This is a genomic window from Agrobacterium tumefaciens, assembly GCF_005221325.1.
Lineage (GTDB): Bacteria > Pseudomonadota > Alphaproteobacteria > Rhizobiales > Rhizobiaceae > Agrobacterium.
Genome location: NZ_CP039888.1, coordinates 619,184 through 634,016, shown reverse-complemented (window position 1 = coordinate 634,016; position 14,833 = coordinate 619,184). Strand labels below are relative to the sequence as shown.

Genomic DNA, 14,833 nt, shown 5'->3' with positions numbered 1-14,833 from the left:
CCTCAGGCAGCGGTGGGGCGGATGACGATTTCATTGACATCGACATCATCGGGTTGCTCGATGGCGTAACGCACCGCACGGCCGATGGCGTCGGGTTTCAGGGCGATGGCCCGGTAACTCTGCATCAGTTCGGCAGCGGCCGGATCGGTGATGGTGTGGGCGAGTTCGCTTTCCACCACGCCGGGGTGAATGCAGGTGACGCGCAGATCACGGTTCTCCTGCCGCAGCCCGTCCGAAATGGCGCGGACCGCAAATTTCGTCGCACAATAAACGGCAGCCGTGGGCGAGACGGCCAGCGCGCCGATGGAGGCGATGTTGATGATATGACCGGAGGCACGCGCGGTCATATCAGGCAGCACGGCGGCGACGCCATAAAGCACGCCCTTGATGTTGACGTCGATCATGCGATCCCATTCATCGACCTTGAGCGATGACATCAGCGACAGCGGCATGATGCCGGCATTGTTGACGATGACGTCGATCTGGCCGAAGGCCTCGCGACCGGCCTCGGCAAAAGCCTCGACGCTCTGCCTGTCCGTGACGTCAAGCGGATGGATGACGACCTCAGCACCCTTCTGGCGCAGTTCTTTGGCCAGGGTCTGCAAACGGTCCATGCGGCGCGCGCCGAGCACCAGCTTCGCCCCGGCACCCGCAAGCTCCCTTGCAATGCCCTCACCGATCCCGCTCGATGCACCGGTGATGAGAACGACTTTGTTCAATGTCATGGCTTTCTCCTTGGTGTTACGGCCGGCTTTTTCTGGAAGCGACCGTTGCAGCAAAGATAGAGCTTTGGCATTGTCGTGATAATTGCCTCAATCATAACCTCAATGCGTAGTTTTTCTAACCAATGAATATCGATCTCAACGCGCTTTCAACATTCTGCATGGTTGCCGAGGAGCGGAGTTTCCGGGCCGTGGCGGACCGGCTCGGCGTCACTCGTTCCGCCGTCAGCCAGACCATTCGCAAGCTCGAGGAAATGATGGGAATAGCGCTGGTGCAGCGCACGACGCGCAGCGTCAGCCTGACGGAAGCGGGACAGCAGCTTTACGCGGATGTTTCGCCGTCGATCGGCAACCTCGTGCAAGCGACACGGGCCGCCTCTTCGCTGAGCGCCACTCCGCGCGGGCAATTGCGGCTTGCCGTTTCCTCCATAGCGGAGCGCTTTCTGTCCGGGCCATTGCTTGCGAGTTTTGCCGAGGCCTATCCCGAGGTGCAGCTCGATATCGTCGTGACGGACGAGGAATTCGATATCGTTGCCGAACATTACGATGCCGGGGTGCGTCTGGGGGAGCTGATCGCGCAGGATATGATTGCCGTCCCGGTTTCCGGGCCACAGCGGCAGCTCGCCGTCTGTTCCCCGCACTTTCGGGACCGCTTCGCTTTACCGACGCAGCCGCGCGAACTGATTCATCACAGATGCATCGGCTGGCGGCCTCGTCCTGACGTTGCGCCATATCGCTGGGAATTTGCCGAAAACGGCCGCGAATTCGCGGTCGCGGTGCAGCCGGACTTCACTACCAACGACATGCAGCTGATGATCAAGCTGGCCTTGGCCGGTGCCGGTATCACCTTCGGCATGGAAGAGACGTTCCGTCCCTATCTCGAGAACGGCCAACTCGTTTCCATGCTGGAGGACCACTCTCCGAGTTTTGCGGGATTTTATCTCTATTATCCCAACCGACGTCATCTTGCGCCGAAGCTGCGCGCCTTTATCGATCACGTCCGCCTGCCGAGAAACCGCTAGTCTGCCGGAGCGCCTCCGGCAGATCGATATATCAGGCGAAAAGGCTATTTCTTCTGCGACAGCAGCGAGAAGAACGCGCCCTGCGGGTCCTGGCAGTTGACGATCCAGCTTTCGCCGGGAACTTCCATGGGGCCGTTGACGACCTTGCCGCCGCCGGTGCTCACACGGGTGATGGCGTCGTCGATGCCGTCGACATTGAAGTAATAAGCCCAATGGCAGACGGGCATCTGCGGCATGCGCTTCATCATGCCGCCAACGGCCTTGCCGTTATGGGCGAAGATGCGATACGGGCCCATCTCGCCGCCCATGTCGAAATCATGGTCCTTCGTCCAGCCGAAGACCTCGCCGTAAAAGGCGATGGCATCATCGACATTGTCGGTGAAGAGTTCATGCCAGCTGACATGACCCTGCTTGCTCTGGGCATCCTCTGGGAAGCCGCCGGTTTCCATCGGCAGCGGCGTCATGATGCAGAGAACCGCACCAGACGGATCCGCCACCACGGCGAAACGGCCGATCTCGGGAATATCCTGCGGCGGGCGCATGATCGAGCCACCCTTTTCCGCGAAAAGTTTTGCCGTGGCATCGACATCATCGACATCGACATAACCGGTCCAGTTCGGTGGAATGCCCTGGCCCTTGTGCTCCTCGGTCAGTTCCATGATGCCGCCCATGCCTTTGCCATCGGCCTCCAGCACCAGATAGGGCATTTCCGGCGAACCGAAATCCTTGGTCTGCCAGCCGACGACATGGCTATAAAAGCGGGCACCCGCTTCCATGTCAGGCGTCATCAGTTCGACCCATATGAATTTTCCGTGTGTATCGGACATTGTCGTCTCCTCCGGAGATTGGGTGCGTGAGGTTCGGTTAGGTGCCCGCCGCAGGACGCGGCGGCGCTTGTCGTGCAGGCACAACCCGGCGCGGTTTATGTCTTGCGCCGGAATTCCGATGTCATGAACGTCTTGAAGGTGCCGTCCGGCTGTTTGACGCTGCCGGAAAAACTGCGGTGATTGTCGTCATGCAGCACCAGCACGTCGTGATAGGTGGCGGTGCCTCCGGAACCGTCGAAGGCCGGGCCTTCCGCTTCCAGCGTCAGTGTCTTCCCATCCTCTTCCAGCCAACCCTTGTAGACCCAGAGATGGGTCATCATCGACCCCACCCAGGTGCCGACGAAATTGCCCTTGGCCGGGTCGAAGCCGACCGTGATCACAGCTGTCATATCCGTGCCGTCAGGCATCTTGCCGGTGCCGGTGCCGATGATCCACAAGCCGCCGACGGAGCGGACGGTCTCGGTGAATTGCTGCGACGGGTCGTCGGCATTGTAGTCTTCATGGCCGGAACTGGAGGTCATGACCCAGTCTCCGACGATCCTCTTGAGGAACTCATGTTCCTTCTGCGGCTTGACGCTTGGCATTTCCATTGTCGTTTCCTCCTCATCCTTGTATTTTCAGTGGCAGCAGGCTGCCGCCTTCGGCGCATCCTCATACTGGTCGTGGCGGCGCACCCAATCCATTACCTCTTCTTCATTACGGCCTTTTGGCACCAGATCGAGCAGCATCAACGTGCCGAGCGTTTGCTCCGCGCCGCGGGCATAAGTGGAATAAGTGTGGTAAATCTTGCCGTCCTCACCCTTGGCGAAAACGCTGATACCGTGCAGGTCCTTCAGGTCGCCATAGGGCGCCATGTCACGGTAATTATAGGTGATTTCACCCTTGGCCATGTCCTCGTCGCGAAACGAGGCCTGATAGTCATAGTTGAAATCGTTCCCCTCGGCTGAAACCCAGGGGAATTTCCAGCCCATGCGCTGTCTGTAGCCTTCGATCTTTTCAAGCGGCGCACGCGAAACCGCGACGAAACCCGCATCACCGTGCTTGAGATGGATCAGCGCTCCATCAACGTGATCGGCGAAGAAGGAGCAACCGACGCAGCCCTCCTCCCAGTCAGGCGCCAGCATGAAGTGATAAACGATCAACTGGCTGCAGTCTCCGAACAGCTCCTTTAGTGACCTGGGGCCGGAAGGTGCGTCGAAAATATACTCCTTCGTCACCTCCTCCCAGGGCAGCGCGCGGCGGGCTTCGTTCAGCCTGTCACGGGCGCGGGTCAGTTCCTTTTCCTTCACCAGCAGATCGCGGCGGGCCGCAAGCCACTCCTCCTTCGAAACGACGGGATGAGACATGATCTTTCCTCCTTGGATCCGTCTTTCACCGCGGCACGCTCCGCTCCACCGGAGGGCGCCGCCTATTTTTGTGCTGAAAGGCAATAAACAGTCTGCGGAGCATCAAGTTCCGCTTGACTAATTAGGTTGATATCAACATATTTATCCCATGTCAAACGCCGGCGTGATTCCTTTTTCGACAACCCTTCTCGTGCGAGACTCCTGTCTCTGCCTGCATGCGCAGCGTGCGGCGCGGGCTTTGGCGCGACTTTTCGACAATGCATTGAAGCCCGCGGGAATCACCAATGGCCAGTTTTCCCTGCTGATATCGCTCAACCGGCCGGAGCCGCCGCCGATGGGGCCGGTTGCCAATCTTCTGGCGATGGACCGCACGACGCTGACGGCGGCGCTTAAGCCGCTGGAGCGGCGCGGACTGGTGCGCATCGAGCCTGACCCCAAGGACAAGCGCGGCAAGCGGCTGCGGCTGACGCCGGAGGGCATGGCGGTGCTTGCGGTCGCCTTCCCCATCTGGGAACAGACCCACGCCGAAGTGGAGACAAAGATCGGCAGCGGCGACCCCGGCCGGCTGCGCCGCGATCTCATCGATCTCGGCTGACGGGATAACGCCACTTTTATCGGCAAGAATGTCATCCGGCCGTCGTGCCGGGGAGCGAAACTACGAAGAAAGCGCAATCAAGGAGGAATGATCATGCGTGCAATCGTTTTTGTAAAAGCCACCAAGAGCAGCGAAGATGGCGTCATGCCCACGACCGAACTGATCGAGGCGATGGGGAAATACAATGAAGAGCTGGTCAATGCCGGCATCATGCAATCCGGCGACGGCCTGCATCCCTCCTCCAAGGGCAAGAGGGTTGTGTTCGACGGTGACAGCCGCACGGTGATCGACGGCCCCTTCCCGCACACCAACGAGCTGGTCGCCGGCTTCTGGATCTGGACTGTGAAGGATATGGACGAGGCCGTGGCCTGGGTGAAGCGCTGCCCGAACCCGATGCTGGAGCGCAGCGAAATCGAAATCCGCCCGATGTTCGAAATGGAAGACTTCGGCGACGCCGTAACGCCGGAAATCGCCGCGCATGTGGAAGAACTGCGCGCGCGTGTCGCGAAGCAATAAAGACCGTTCAGGCGAGCGCCGGAATAAAATGGGGAGAGTGCGGGCTTGCCGCATTCTCCCGCACCGCCTGCCGTTGCAAAAGCCGTTGCCTCGAACAACCGCCGCTGTTAATGGTGAAGCGGTTCAACCCGTTTCAAGAAAGGAGGCTTCGCATGGATATTTCCTGCTTCTGGCGCAATCGTCAGCTCTGCCACCTTTTTGCCCTGCGGACACGTTTGCAGGGCTGACCGGAACACCAACACTCTGGTTTGCCCAAAAGGCCGCGCAGAATGCAGCTTGTCTGCCGTTGCGCCTATTTTCACGACGGATCACCGCGAACCGAAACCCGGTATTGCCTGTTGCAGACCACGGTTCTTGACGGCTCCGTCCCGCCAGAGACGACTTCATGACCATCATCACGCTTCGCAACCTCGGAATCATTCTGGGTAAACCGCTTTTCTCCAATCTCAGCCTCACCGTGAATGCGGGAGACCGCATCGGCATCGTTGCCGCCAATGGCTGCGGCAAATCCACCCTGCTCAACTGCCTTGCCGGTAAGATGGACCCCACCAGCGGCGACCTGACCCGGCTGCGCGGGCTGACGCAGTCCATCGTCCATCAAAACCTGCCTTCCGCGCTGATGGACCACACGATGCGGGACGCCGTGCTTTCCGCCCTGCCGGAGGACACGATCAACAGCGAGAGCTGGCGCGCCGACATCATCTTCGACGCCATGCTGGTGCCTGAACCCTTCCGCGAGCGCCGCCTGAAGGAACTGAGCGGCGGCTGGCAGAGGCTTGCCATGCTGGCCAAAGCCTGGATCACCGAACCCGACGTGCTGCTGCTCGACGAGCCGACCAACCATCTCGACCTCGAAAAGATCAACGTGCTGGAAAGCTGGCTCGGCGAGTTGCCGCGCGATACCGCCGTCATCATTGTCAGCCATGACCGCGCTTTTCTCGACAATGTCACCCGGACCACGCTGTTCCTGCGGCCGGAAAACTCGGCGCTGTTCCGCCTGCCCTATGGTCATGCGCGCGCGGCGCTGGAGGAGGAGGATGCCGCCGATGAGCGGCGTTTCCAGCGCGACATGAAAACCGCGCAACAATTGCGCCGGCAGGCGGCCAAGCTCAACAATATCGGCATCAATTCCGGCAGCGATCTTTTGACCATCAAGACCAAGCAGTTGCGCCAGCGTGCGGAAAAACTGGAGGAGAAAGCGCGGCCCGCCCATATCGAGCGATCCGCCGGCAAGATCCAGCTCGCCAATCGCGGCACCCATGCCAAGGTTCTGGTGACGCTGGAGGACGTGCCGGTCTCGACGCCGGACGGAACAATGCTGTTTCGCACCGGCCGGCAATTTATCCGCCAGGGCGACCGTATCGCCATTCTCGGCCGCAATGGCGTCGGCAAAACGCGGCTGATGTCGCTGCTGCAGGCGGCGGTGACGGGTGCCGGCCAGATACAGGACGGCATAAAGGCCACGCCGTCGCTGGTGGCCGGATATGTCGACCAGTCGCTGGCCGAAATCGACGACGACAGCACGCCGGCGGCGCTGCTATCCCGCCGCTTCGACATTGGCGACCAGCGCATCCACGGCCTGCTCGCCGGCGCTGGCATCGACATGGAAATGCAGAAACGCCGCATCGCCATGCTGTCCGGCGGGCAGAAGGCGCGGCTTGCCATGCTGGCGCTGCGGCTGGCGGAGCCGAATTTCTACCTGCTGGACGAACCCACCAACCATCTTGATATAGACGGCCAGGAAACGCTGGAGGCGGAAATCATCAGCCGTGAGGCCAGCTGCGTGCTTGTCTCGCACGACCGTAGTTTCGTGCGGGCGGTCGGAACCCGCTTCTGGCTGATCGAAAAGCGCAAGCTCGTGGAAATCGATGATCCCGAAGCGTTTTTCGCCTCGGCATGAAACTGACGATAATAACGCCTCGTCAGCCGAGCAGGCTGGCGAGGCGTGGATCGCCGGCGAAATCCGAGACCGCGAAACCGGTTCTGCGCATCGGAAATTCGCACAGAGCCTGCACCCCGGTTTTCGACAGGCGGATGCGCCAGCTCATCCGTTCCACCGGCGCTTTTTCGGCAAAGGCTTTGGGAGAGAGGATCGCGATATTGAGGCCAGCGGCGGGATCGCGCACCGAACGGTAGAGGATCGCCTCGATCTTCGCCAGACGCGCCTGCTCGGCCAGTGCCTGGCATGGTTCGTAATTGGTGAGATCGGTCCAGAGCGCTTCGTCTCGGCTCAGTTCCGGCTGCGTCAGATCAAGCGCCGCATCGGTGGCGATGCGGGCGGCGAAGGCAGAATAATCGGCGGGATTGGCAGGCAGCGGCGTGCCGGGGGATTCGGCATAAAACAGCAGCCGGTAAAAAGCCATTTCGGCGAGCGCCGTTTCCACCTTCGCGGCGGCGTAATAAACACCTTCGGTATAGCCCGCGCGGCGGAAACGCGAGCCATGCGGATAAGCGGCGCCATATCGGAAAGGCGTGGCGAGAAGATAATCGAAACCGGCGCAATCAGGCGGAAACGGCCGTTTGCTCGTCTCCAGAATATCTTCCAGCAGGGATTGCTCCTCCACCGTATCCACCAGCTTCATGGTGGAAACCTGATGCTGCGCTTCCACCAGCCGCCAGTATTTTCCCGATGCGGCGCGTTTTTCAGACAGGAGCGCGTCGGGCGTCCAGATAGGAGAGGACATCGATCAATCCGGTAATGGTGGTGAGCCTTTCGGCAGGCACGGCGTCCAGCGCCGTATTGTGATTGCGCAGCCAGTTTTTCGCCACCGCCTCATCACCGCCGGTAATTGCATCCAGCGAGCGGAAAACCCGGATCAGCAGCACCGCAAGCTCGAAGGACTTGGCGCCCGGCTCCAGCAGGAAATCAAGCCGCCTCATGCGCGAGACAGTCGGCGCGGACACACCCAGAATATCGGCCGTGCGGGCAGCGTTCAGGCCCAACCGCTCGGCGGCGGCGATGACGGCCTTGGTGACGACCCTGCCCTGCGATGCGGGATCCATGGCGGTCTTGGCGTGAATATTCATGGCGTATACCCTTTCCTTGGAAAGAATATAGCATATTTCTTTCTGTAAACAAGAAGGCCGGAATGAACCCGGCCCCAAGAGTGACAATCCAGTGCGTAGTCGCTTTATCAGGCCACCGAGACCGGCACTTCCGTGGAGGTGCGCATAGCATGGCTATAGGGGCAGACGATGTGTGCGGCCGCAACCAGCTTTTCGGCGACTTCGCGCTCGACGCCCGGAATATTGGCCTTCAGCGACACTTCGATGCCGAAACCGCCGCCGTCTTCACGCGGGCCGATGCCGACGGTTGCCGTCACAGTGGTGTCTTCAGGAATCTTTACCTTTTCCTTGCCGGCAACGAACTTCAGCGCGCCGAGGAAGCAGGCGGAATAACCGGCTGCGAAAAGCTGTTCCGGATTGGTGCCAACGGCGCCATCGCCACCCAGTTCCTTCGGAACGGTGAGCGTAACGTCGAGAACGCCGTCTTCCGACTTGGCGTTGCCGGCGCGGCCACCGGTGGCGGATGCTTCGGTCGTGTAGAGAATGGGCATGGCATTTACTCCTTCGGGTTGGTGTTGGGTATCTTATAACGCACAATTAAATTGTGCGCAATATAGTTTTGCGCATTGAATGAAGATTTGTTTTTTGCGATAATTCTCACGAAATTTCGCCGCGCATCCATGTGGCAGGAACCGAAAGCGGGGGCTGATTGTTCCCTACCCGTTGATTTTGGAGCACGAAAATGGACGCAGAGGGCAACGAGAAGACAATGGAAAGCCTGTTGAGGCTGGACCAGCAGATATGTTTTGCCCTTTACGGCGCAGCGCATGCCTTTACCCGCGCCTATAAGCCGCTGCTCGACCCGATCGGGCTGACCTACCCGCAATATCTCGTCATGATGGCGCTGTGGGAAAAGGAGACATCCACCGTCAAGGCGCTCGGCGAAATGCTGGGCCTCGATTCGGGCACGCTCTCTCCGCTACTGAAAAGGCTCGAACATGCCGGGCTGATTACCCGCAAGCGCGGCACGGTGGACGAGCGGCAGGTGCTGGTGGCGCTGACACCGAAGGGCGCAGACCTCAAAAAAGAAGGCGTGAAGATCATGGCCGCCATCGGCGGCGCCACCGGCTGTGGGCTGGAGGAACTGGCGCAGCTGCGGGATCAGGTGAATGCGCTGAAGGAAGGTCTTGCCAAGACTTGATTCATACCCGCCATCGATTCACAATCCCACTACCCACCATCTCGCCCAATAAGAACGTGAAAATTATGGTATAATGATTTGGTCTATCTCGAGAATATACTCCGTGAACTTGACGAGCTGCGAAAAGAAAACGAGACGGTTTTCCATTCGCGCCGGGAAATTGATAAAGCTCCGGCAGGGCACCAATTGCGTTGGTGCCTTCAAAATATCAAATCAGCGACATTTACGGAAATTCCAGCATCGGATCACGTCACACATCTATACCTTCTCGAGCTAAATAAACTGCACGACTTAAAAGGAATAGAGAGATTTAGGGAACTTCGATCGCTCTGGCTTTATGGTTGCGACGCCTTAGAGACTATCGATGGTATACAGGAATTAGATTTTCTCGAGACGCTAACAATATGGCCGTCATTTTCATCAACGATCACCCTCGACACGATCGCACCGGTGTCTGGATCAACATCACTTAAAGAGTTCATTTTTTCAGGAAAGTCCCGCGATGGGAGACTCGAGCCATTTTTTAAGCTCGAAAAAATGGAAAGAGTTTTTCTTTCAAACAGTTTTAACTGGGAAGAGTTCGCACGCCTTGAAGCGAACCAGCCAAACATGGGTTTTCCCTGGAAAGGCGGCATCGTTTACGATGCAAATCCCTCAGTACTGCGATGCTCAACCTGTGAAACAAATCTGGCGATGCTAACTGGCAAAGGTATGAAGCCGTGTTGCCCGGTGTGTGACCGGAACCGGATAGCAAAGCACTTGGCCAGATACTCGGAAGTTGCGAAGCTATCGAAAAGATCACCCACTTTTGGTGGGTGATCGAGAAGCTTGGTAAAAAGAGGCCGGATGGGCCTCTTTATTTTTACTGCCATACCACCACACGCGCCTTCTGCGGCACGCGGTCATAGAGGTCGATGACGTCCTGGTTCATCAGGCGCACGCAGCCGGAGGAGACGGCCTTGCCGATGGAGTTCCATTCCGGCGAACCGTGCAGACGGTAAAGCGTGTCCTTGCCGTTCTGGAAGATATAGAGCGCGCGGGCGCCGAGCGGGTTCTTCAGGCCCGGCGGCATGCCACCGTTCTTGGAGGAATATTTGACCAGTTCCGGCTGGCGGGCGACCATTTCGTCCGGCGGGGTCCATTTAGGCCATTTCTGACGCCACTGGATGACACCTTCGCCCGACCAGGCGAAACCATCGCGGCCGATGCCGACGCCGTAACGCATGGCGCTGCCGCCCTGCTCCACGACATAAAGGAAGCGCGAGCGTGTATCGACGACGACGGTGCCGGGGCGCTCGCCGGTCGGATCGACAACCCGCTGGCGATAATAACGGCGGTCGATCTTCTGATAGGGAACCGCGGGAATGACGTAACCGCCATCCTCGACCGAGCCGTACATGACGGCCAGTTCCGCATCGCTGACACCAGACGAGAACATCTGGCGGAAATCGCTGCCGATGCTGCTCGCCTGCTCGCGAATGGCTTCACCCGTGCCGGAGGACGCGCAGCCAGCTAGCAGTGAAGCGGAGGAAATACCCAGAAGGGAAAGGAAAGTGCGTCTGGAAAGATCTGTGTCGGTGCTTGTCATAAGGCCGGATTGTCCCACATTTCGAACGGCTATATCGCCGTTGTACATCGTTTGTTCCACGTACACAGGCGTATTGCGAAAATAGTTAACCGACCACTAAAAGCCAGTCACAAGACGCTGGGCGGAACCGCGTCCGTATCTCTTTCTTTTAGAACGTGGTCAGATAACCACAATCTGCGCCCCTTGCGGCACACGCTCGTAGAGATCGATCACATCCTGATTGAGCATGCGCACGCAGCCGGAGGACGTCGCCTTGCCGACGGACTGCCAGTCCGGCGTTCCGTGCACGCGATAAAGCGTGTCCTTGCCATCCTTGAAGATATAAAGAGCGCGCGCGCCGAGCGGATTGTTGAGGCCCGGCGTCATGCCGCCATTGGCGGCCGAGATGGAGGCGAGTTCCGGCTGGCGCTTGACCATTTCATCGGGCGGTGTCCAGCGCGGCCATTTCGCCTTCCACTGAATCTTGCCGCGGCCGGACCAGGCATAACCATCACGGCCGAGGCCAACGCCATAACGGATCGCCTTGCCGCCGGACTGCACGAGATAGAGAAAATGCTGCCTGGTATCGACCACGATGGTGCCGGGCGCTTCCGCCGTCTGGTAGCTGACTTCCTGCCGGAGATAACGCGGGTCGATGCGGCCATAGGGAATGGCCGGCAACGAGCGGTCCTCGTCACGGATCGGGCCATACATGACCCGGTGCAGCGGGTTGGAAACCGGCAAGCCATAGGCCATCGTCTGGCCCTGCGGCTGCGGCGCATTATAGCCCTGCACCTGCGGGGCTTGCAGCCCCTGGCCGCGCACCGGCGGGCCGTATTCCTGATGGAAGCGGGTCCTGAACAGATCAGGCGGGCGCGTCGAAAGCTGGCCCGGCTGCGGTGGCAGTTCCGGCTGGCGATTGGAACTGACGGAATTAAAATTGAAGACCGGCGCCGTTTCCCTGACGAATACATCCGGGTCCATCCGGGTCGTATCCGTCACGAAAAGGCAACCGCTCAGGAGCGGCAGAACCGCAAGGGCCGCCAGAGAGGCCGCCCGGCGACCGTTTTTCAAAAGGAGTGCTATCATCTGAACCGCTTCATGGAATCCAATCTGCCAGCATGATGAACCGCGCGGCTGGCGCGAAGCTGGCGTCGGTTTTTTTAAAAAAAATCGGAAAACCGCATTTTTCCTCTTGAAGCTCTAGTTGCTAGAGGTGTCAGATTGGCTGTCGACTGGAATTCAGGAGCGAGAACCATGAATATTTCGACACGCGGCAGTTTGAATGGGAAATCAGAGGAACTGACCTTCACGGTCGGCGGCATGGATTGCGGCAGCTGTGCGGCGAAGATCGAAACCGCGCTCTCGCGCCTGCCCGGCGTTGCAGACGTCAAGGTATCGGTTGCCCGCGAAAGGTTGAACCTCTCGCTTGCCGAGAACAAGACCCCGGTCGAAAAGATCGAGGATACGCTGCGCAAGCTCGGCTTCAAGCCCGCTTTGCTGCCGCGCGAAAAGGCTCCGCAGGCAAAGGTCGAGGCCGATCATCACGACCATTCCACCTGCGGCGGCCACCACCATCACGAGGCTGAAACAGTCGCTGACAAGAACAATGCGTTGATCTTCTCGGTCGGCGGCATGGATTGCGGCAGCTGCGCAGCCAAGATCGAAACCGCGCTTTCCCGCCTGCCCGGCGTCGGCGACGTCAAGGTTTCCGTTGCCCGCGAAAGGCTGAACCTCTCGCTGGCCGAGAACAAAACCCCGGTCGAAAAGATCGAGGACACGCTGCGCAAGCTCGGCTTCAAACCCGCTCTGCTGCCGCAGGAAAAGACCGCGCGCGAAAAGACGCCGGATCGGAATCACGAACATGACCACGCGACATGCGGCGGCCACCACCACGATCATGATCATGATCATTCCGGGCATGATCATTCAGGCCATGACCATTCAGGCCATGACCATTCCGGGCACGACCACGCGACGCATGACCATTCGAGACACGATCACCAGTCCTGCAAAGGGCATGACCACGATCACTCCGGCCATGATCATTCAGGTCACGATCATTCCGGCCACGACCATGCGGGCCATTCACACGCTGCCGCACCTGCCGCCGCAAGCCAGAGCGCCGAGATAGGGCATGCCCATGGCGCGGATGAAAAAGGCGCATGGTGGCGCACCGCAAAGGCGCGCAACACCTTTACCGGCACCATTCTGGTCGCCGTCGCCTATGCGGCGGAACTGAGCTTCCCGGCCTGGGGTGGTTATGCCTTCATCATCGCCACACTTGTCACGCTTTTCCCGATCGCAAGAAATGCCTTTAATGCCGCCCGTTTCGGCGCGGTCTTCACCATCGAGATGCTGATGACGATTGCCGCCATCGGCGCGATCATCATCGGCGAGGCGGAAGAGGCGGCCATTGTGGTGCTGCTGTTCTCCGTCGGCGAATTGCTGGAAGGTTTTGCGGCCGCCCGCGCACGCTCCGGCATCAAGGCCCTCGGTTCGCTGCTGCCGAAAACGGCGCTGGTGGAAGAAAACGGCTCGCTTCGGCAGATCGCCGCCGATCAGGTGCGCATCGGCCAGGTGGTCGTGGCACGCCCCGGCGACCGCATCGCCGCCGATGGCGTCGTCATGGACGGTCAATCCAGCGTCGATGAATCGCCGATGACCGGCGAAAGCATTCCCGTCGCCAAGGAAAAGGGCGCGCGCGTCTTTGCCGGTTCGATCAACCATGACGGCTCGCTGCGCATCCGTGTCGACCGCGCGCCGGAAGACAACACCATTGCCCGCATCATCACGCTCGTCGAGGAAGCCCAGGATGCCCGCGCGCCGACGGAACGCTTCATCCAGAGCTTCTCGCGTTATTACATGCCGCTGATTGTGGCCATTTCCGCACTCACCATCGTCGTGCCACCGCTCGTGGGCCTCGGCGACTGGGATACCTGGATCTATCGCGGTCTTGCCCTGCTTCTCATCGGTTGCCCCTGCGCGTTGGTCATCTCCGTTCCCGCGGCCATCGCCTCCAGCCTTTCGGCGGCGGCACGCCACGGCATGCTGGTGAAGGGCGGCGCGGTCATCGAGATGCTGGCGCGCACCGAAACCGTCGCCTTCGACAAGACCGGCACGCTGACGCTCGGCGAACCCGTGGTCACTGACGTGGTGGCGCTTGACGGCAACGAGGCCACGCTGATTGCGCAAGCCGCGACCATCGAGCATGAATCGAGCCATCCGCTGGCCCGCGCCATCGTCAATCATGCCGAAAAGCGCGGCGTGAAGCCCCTGCCCGGTTCCAACATCAAGGCGATTTCCGGTCGCGGCATGCAGGGCAATGTCGGCGGAAAAGACCTGTTCATCGGCGCACCGCGCTTTGCAACTGAGGTCGGCACCCTCTCGAAGGAACTGGCCGATCGCATTTCCGCGCTGGAAAGCGAAGGCAAGACGGTGGCCGTCGTGATGGCCGGCGGTGAAGCAAGCGGCCTCTTTGCCATGAGAGACGAGCCGCGCAAGGATGCGGCAGAAGGCGTCAAGGCGCTGAAGGATATGGGTATTTCCTCGCTGATGCTGTCGGGTGACAATGCCCGCACAGCGCGTGCCATCGGCAACAAGCTGGGTCTTGAGGCGCGCGGCGAACTCCTGCCGCAGAACAAGGTCGAGGAAATCCGCAAGCTCGCCGAAAAGAAGACCGTTGTCATGGTGGGCGACGGCATCAACGATGCGCCGGCGCTTGCGGCGGCAAGCGTCGGCGTCGCCATCGGCTCCGGCACCGACGTGGCGATGGAAGCGGCGGATGCGGCGCTGATGCGCAACAATGTCGGCGATGCCGCCCGCCTCATCGGCCTGTCGCGCGCCACCATGAGCAATATCCGCCAGAACGTGACGATCGCGCTCGGCCTGAAGGCGGTATTCCTGGTCACGACCGTCACCGGCGTTTCCGGCCTGTGGCTCGCCGTCTTCGCCGATACGGGCGCCACCGTTCTGGTGACCGCAAACGCCATGCGGCTGCTCGGTTACTTCAAGAAGAGCGCCTGACGTTT

The 14,833-nt window shown here is 59.9% G+C and carries 16 protein-coding genes; 7 read left to right on the top strand and 9 right to left on the bottom strand.

All coding sequences use genetic code 11. From position 1 onward, the window contains the following. Positions 1-2: 2 nt before the first annotated feature. Complete coding sequence (locus CFBP5499_RS03310) at positions 3-725, bottom strand: SDR family oxidoreductase (RefSeq protein ID WP_080825607.1); 723 nt, start codon at positions 723-725, stop codon at positions 3-5. Positions 726-847: 122 nt separating this feature from the next. Here CFBP5499_RS03310 and CFBP5499_RS03305 point away from each other — a divergent pair, with 122 nt between their 5' ends. Beyond that, positions 848-1,744, top strand: a complete 897-nt coding sequence (locus CFBP5499_RS03305) for a LysR family transcriptional regulator (RefSeq protein ID WP_080825612.1) — start codon at positions 848-850, stop codon at positions 1,742-1,744. 44 nt (positions 1,745-1,788) lie between these two features. Here the strand turns inward: CFBP5499_RS03305 and CFBP5499_RS03300 are convergent, their stop codons facing one another. The 3 genes from CFBP5499_RS03300 to CFBP5499_RS03290 form a co-directional block, all read right to left on the bottom strand. Next, positions 1,789-2,571, bottom strand: a complete 783-nt coding sequence (locus CFBP5499_RS03300; protein WP_080825614.1) for a VOC family protein — start codon at positions 2,569-2,571, stop codon at positions 1,789-1,791. Between the two features lie 95 nt (positions 2,572-2,666). Next, complete coding sequence (locus tag CFBP5499_RS03295; protein WP_080825616.1) at positions 2,667-3,161, bottom strand: DUF1579 domain-containing protein; 495 nt, start codon at positions 3,159-3,161, stop codon at positions 2,667-2,669. A 27-nt stretch (positions 3,162-3,188) separates the two neighbouring features. Next, positions 3,189-3,917, bottom strand: a complete 729-nt coding sequence (locus CFBP5499_RS03290) for a DUF899 domain-containing protein (protein WP_080825618.1) — start codon at positions 3,915-3,917, stop codon at positions 3,189-3,191. A gap of 148 nt (positions 3,918-4,065) precedes the next feature. Between CFBP5499_RS03290 and CFBP5499_RS03285 the strand changes: the two genes are divergently transcribed. The 3 genes from CFBP5499_RS03285 (at position 4,066) to CFBP5499_RS03275 (ending at position 6,928) form a co-directional block, all read left to right on the top strand. Then, positions 4,066-4,512, top strand: a complete 447-nt coding sequence (locus CFBP5499_RS03285) for a MarR family winged helix-turn-helix transcriptional regulator (RefSeq protein WP_010971197.1) — start codon at positions 4,066-4,068, stop codon at positions 4,510-4,512. A gap of 93 nt (positions 4,513-4,605) precedes the next feature. Next, a complete protein-coding gene (locus CFBP5499_RS03280) occupies positions 4,606-5,028 on the top strand; it encodes a YciI family protein (protein ID WP_080827426.1) in 423 nt (140 codons plus the stop codon). Between the two features lie 385 nt (positions 5,029-5,413). Beyond that, positions 5,414-6,928 (top strand): ABC-F family ATP-binding cassette domain-containing protein, encoded by a 1,515-nt coding sequence (locus CFBP5499_RS03275; protein ID WP_080825621.1) that lies wholly within the window; start codon positions 5,414-5,416, stop codon positions 6,926-6,928. 22 nt (positions 6,929-6,950) lie between these two features. Here CFBP5499_RS03275 and CFBP5499_RS03270 read toward each other — a convergent pair whose 3' ends face one another. From CFBP5499_RS03270 to CFBP5499_RS03260, 3 genes are all read right to left on the bottom strand, one after another. After that, positions 6,951-7,712, bottom strand: coding sequence for an RES family NAD+ phosphorylase (locus CFBP5499_RS03270; protein WP_175416601.1), 762 nt, complete (start codon positions 7,710-7,712; stop codon positions 6,951-6,953). After that, complete coding sequence (locus tag CFBP5499_RS03265; RefSeq protein ID WP_010971193.1) at positions 7,672-8,055, bottom strand: MbcA/ParS/Xre antitoxin family protein; 384 nt, start codon at positions 8,053-8,055, stop codon at positions 7,672-7,674. Before CFBP5499_RS03265 ends, CFBP5499_RS03270 begins: the two co-directional genes overlap by 41 nt. Before the next feature lie 107 nt (positions 8,056-8,162). Then, complete coding sequence (locus tag CFBP5499_RS03260; RefSeq protein ID WP_080825623.1) at positions 8,163-8,585, bottom strand: organic hydroperoxide resistance protein; 423 nt, start codon at positions 8,583-8,585, stop codon at positions 8,163-8,165. Between the two features lie 191 nt (positions 8,586-8,776). Here CFBP5499_RS03260 and CFBP5499_RS03255 point away from each other — a divergent pair, with 191 nt between their 5' ends. Continuing rightward, a complete protein-coding gene (locus CFBP5499_RS03255; RefSeq protein ID WP_080825625.1) occupies positions 8,777-9,235 on the top strand; it encodes a MarR family winged helix-turn-helix transcriptional regulator in 459 nt (152 codons plus the stop codon). A 78-nt stretch (positions 9,236-9,313) separates the two neighbouring features. Next, positions 9,314-10,054: a hypothetical protein gene (locus CFBP5499_RS03250; RefSeq protein WP_130932458.1), complete on the top strand. Its 741-nt coding sequence runs from the start codon at positions 9,314-9,316 to the stop codon at positions 10,052-10,054. A gap of 43 nt (positions 10,055-10,097) precedes the next feature. On the opposite strand, the gene CFBP5499_RS03245 is transcribed toward CFBP5499_RS03250, so the two are convergent. Then, on the bottom strand, positions 10,098-10,823 hold the full coding sequence (locus tag CFBP5499_RS03245) for a L,D-transpeptidase (RefSeq protein ID WP_175416600.1): 726 nt from the start codon (positions 10,821-10,823) through the stop codon (positions 10,098-10,100). Positions 10,824-10,982: 159 nt separating this feature from the next. Then, complete coding sequence (locus CFBP5499_RS03240) at positions 10,983-11,891, bottom strand: L,D-transpeptidase (protein ID WP_080825629.1); 909 nt, start codon at positions 11,889-11,891, stop codon at positions 10,983-10,985. A gap of 168 nt (positions 11,892-12,059) precedes the next feature. Here CFBP5499_RS03240 and CFBP5499_RS03235 point away from each other — a divergent pair, with 168 nt between their 5' ends. Then, a complete protein-coding gene (locus CFBP5499_RS03235) occupies positions 12,060-14,828 on the top strand; it encodes a heavy metal translocating P-type ATPase (RefSeq protein WP_080825631.1) in 2,769 nt (922 codons plus the stop codon). The last annotated feature ends 5 nt before the right edge of the window (positions 14,829-14,833 follow it).

Bases quoted from the DNA above. Each gene is read 5' to 3' on its own strand.
- CFBP5499_RS03290 (WP_080825618.1), bottom strand. From the start codon at position 3,917: ATGTCTCATCCCGTCGTTTCGAAGGAGGAGTGGCTTGCGGCCCGCCGC.
- CFBP5499_RS03245 (WP_175416600.1), bottom strand. From the start codon at position 10,823: ATGACAAGCACCGACACAGATCTTTCCAGACGCACTTTCCTTTCCCTT.
- CFBP5499_RS03235 (WP_080825631.1), top strand. From the start codon at position 12,060: ATGAATATTTCGACACGCGGCAGTTTGAATGGGAAATCAGAGGAACTG.
- CFBP5499_RS03310 (WP_080825607.1), bottom strand. From the start codon at position 725: ATGACATTGAACAAAGTCGTTCTCATCACCGGTGCATCGAGCGGGATC.
- CFBP5499_RS03285 (WP_010971197.1), top strand. From the start codon at position 4,066: ATGTCAAACGCCGGCGTGATTCCTTTTTCGACAACCCTTCTCGTGCGA.
- CFBP5499_RS03240 (WP_080825629.1), bottom strand. From the start codon at position 11,891: ATGATAGCACTCCTTTTGAAAAACGGTCGCCGGGCGGCCTCTCTGGCG.
- CFBP5499_RS03305 (WP_080825612.1), top strand. From the start codon at position 848: ATGAATATCGATCTCAACGCGCTTTCAACATTCTGCATGGTTGCCGAG.
- CFBP5499_RS03300 (WP_080825614.1), bottom strand. From the start codon at position 2,571: ATGTCCGATACACACGGAAAATTCATATGGGTCGAACTGATGACGCCT.
- CFBP5499_RS03255 (WP_080825625.1), top strand. From the start codon at position 8,777: ATGGACGCAGAGGGCAACGAGAAGACAATGGAAAGCCTGTTGAGGCTG.
- CFBP5499_RS03265 (WP_010971193.1), bottom strand. From the start codon at position 8,055: ATGAATATTCACGCCAAGACCGCCATGGATCCCGCATCGCAGGGCAGG.
- CFBP5499_RS03260 (WP_080825623.1), bottom strand. From the start codon at position 8,585: ATGCCCATTCTCTACACGACCGAAGCATCCGCCACCGGTGGCCGCGCC.
- CFBP5499_RS03275 (WP_080825621.1), top strand. From the start codon at position 5,414: ATGACCATCATCACGCTTCGCAACCTCGGAATCATTCTGGGTAAACCG.
- CFBP5499_RS03280 (WP_080827426.1), top strand. From the start codon at position 4,606: ATGCGTGCAATCGTTTTTGTAAAAGCCACCAAGAGCAGCGAAGATGGC.
- CFBP5499_RS03270 (WP_175416601.1), bottom strand. From the start codon at position 7,712: ATGTCCTCTCCTATCTGGACGCCCGACGCGCTCCTGTCTGAAAAACGC.
- CFBP5499_RS03295 (WP_080825616.1), bottom strand. From the start codon at position 3,161: ATGGAAATGCCAAGCGTCAAGCCGCAGAAGGAACATGAGTTCCTCAAG.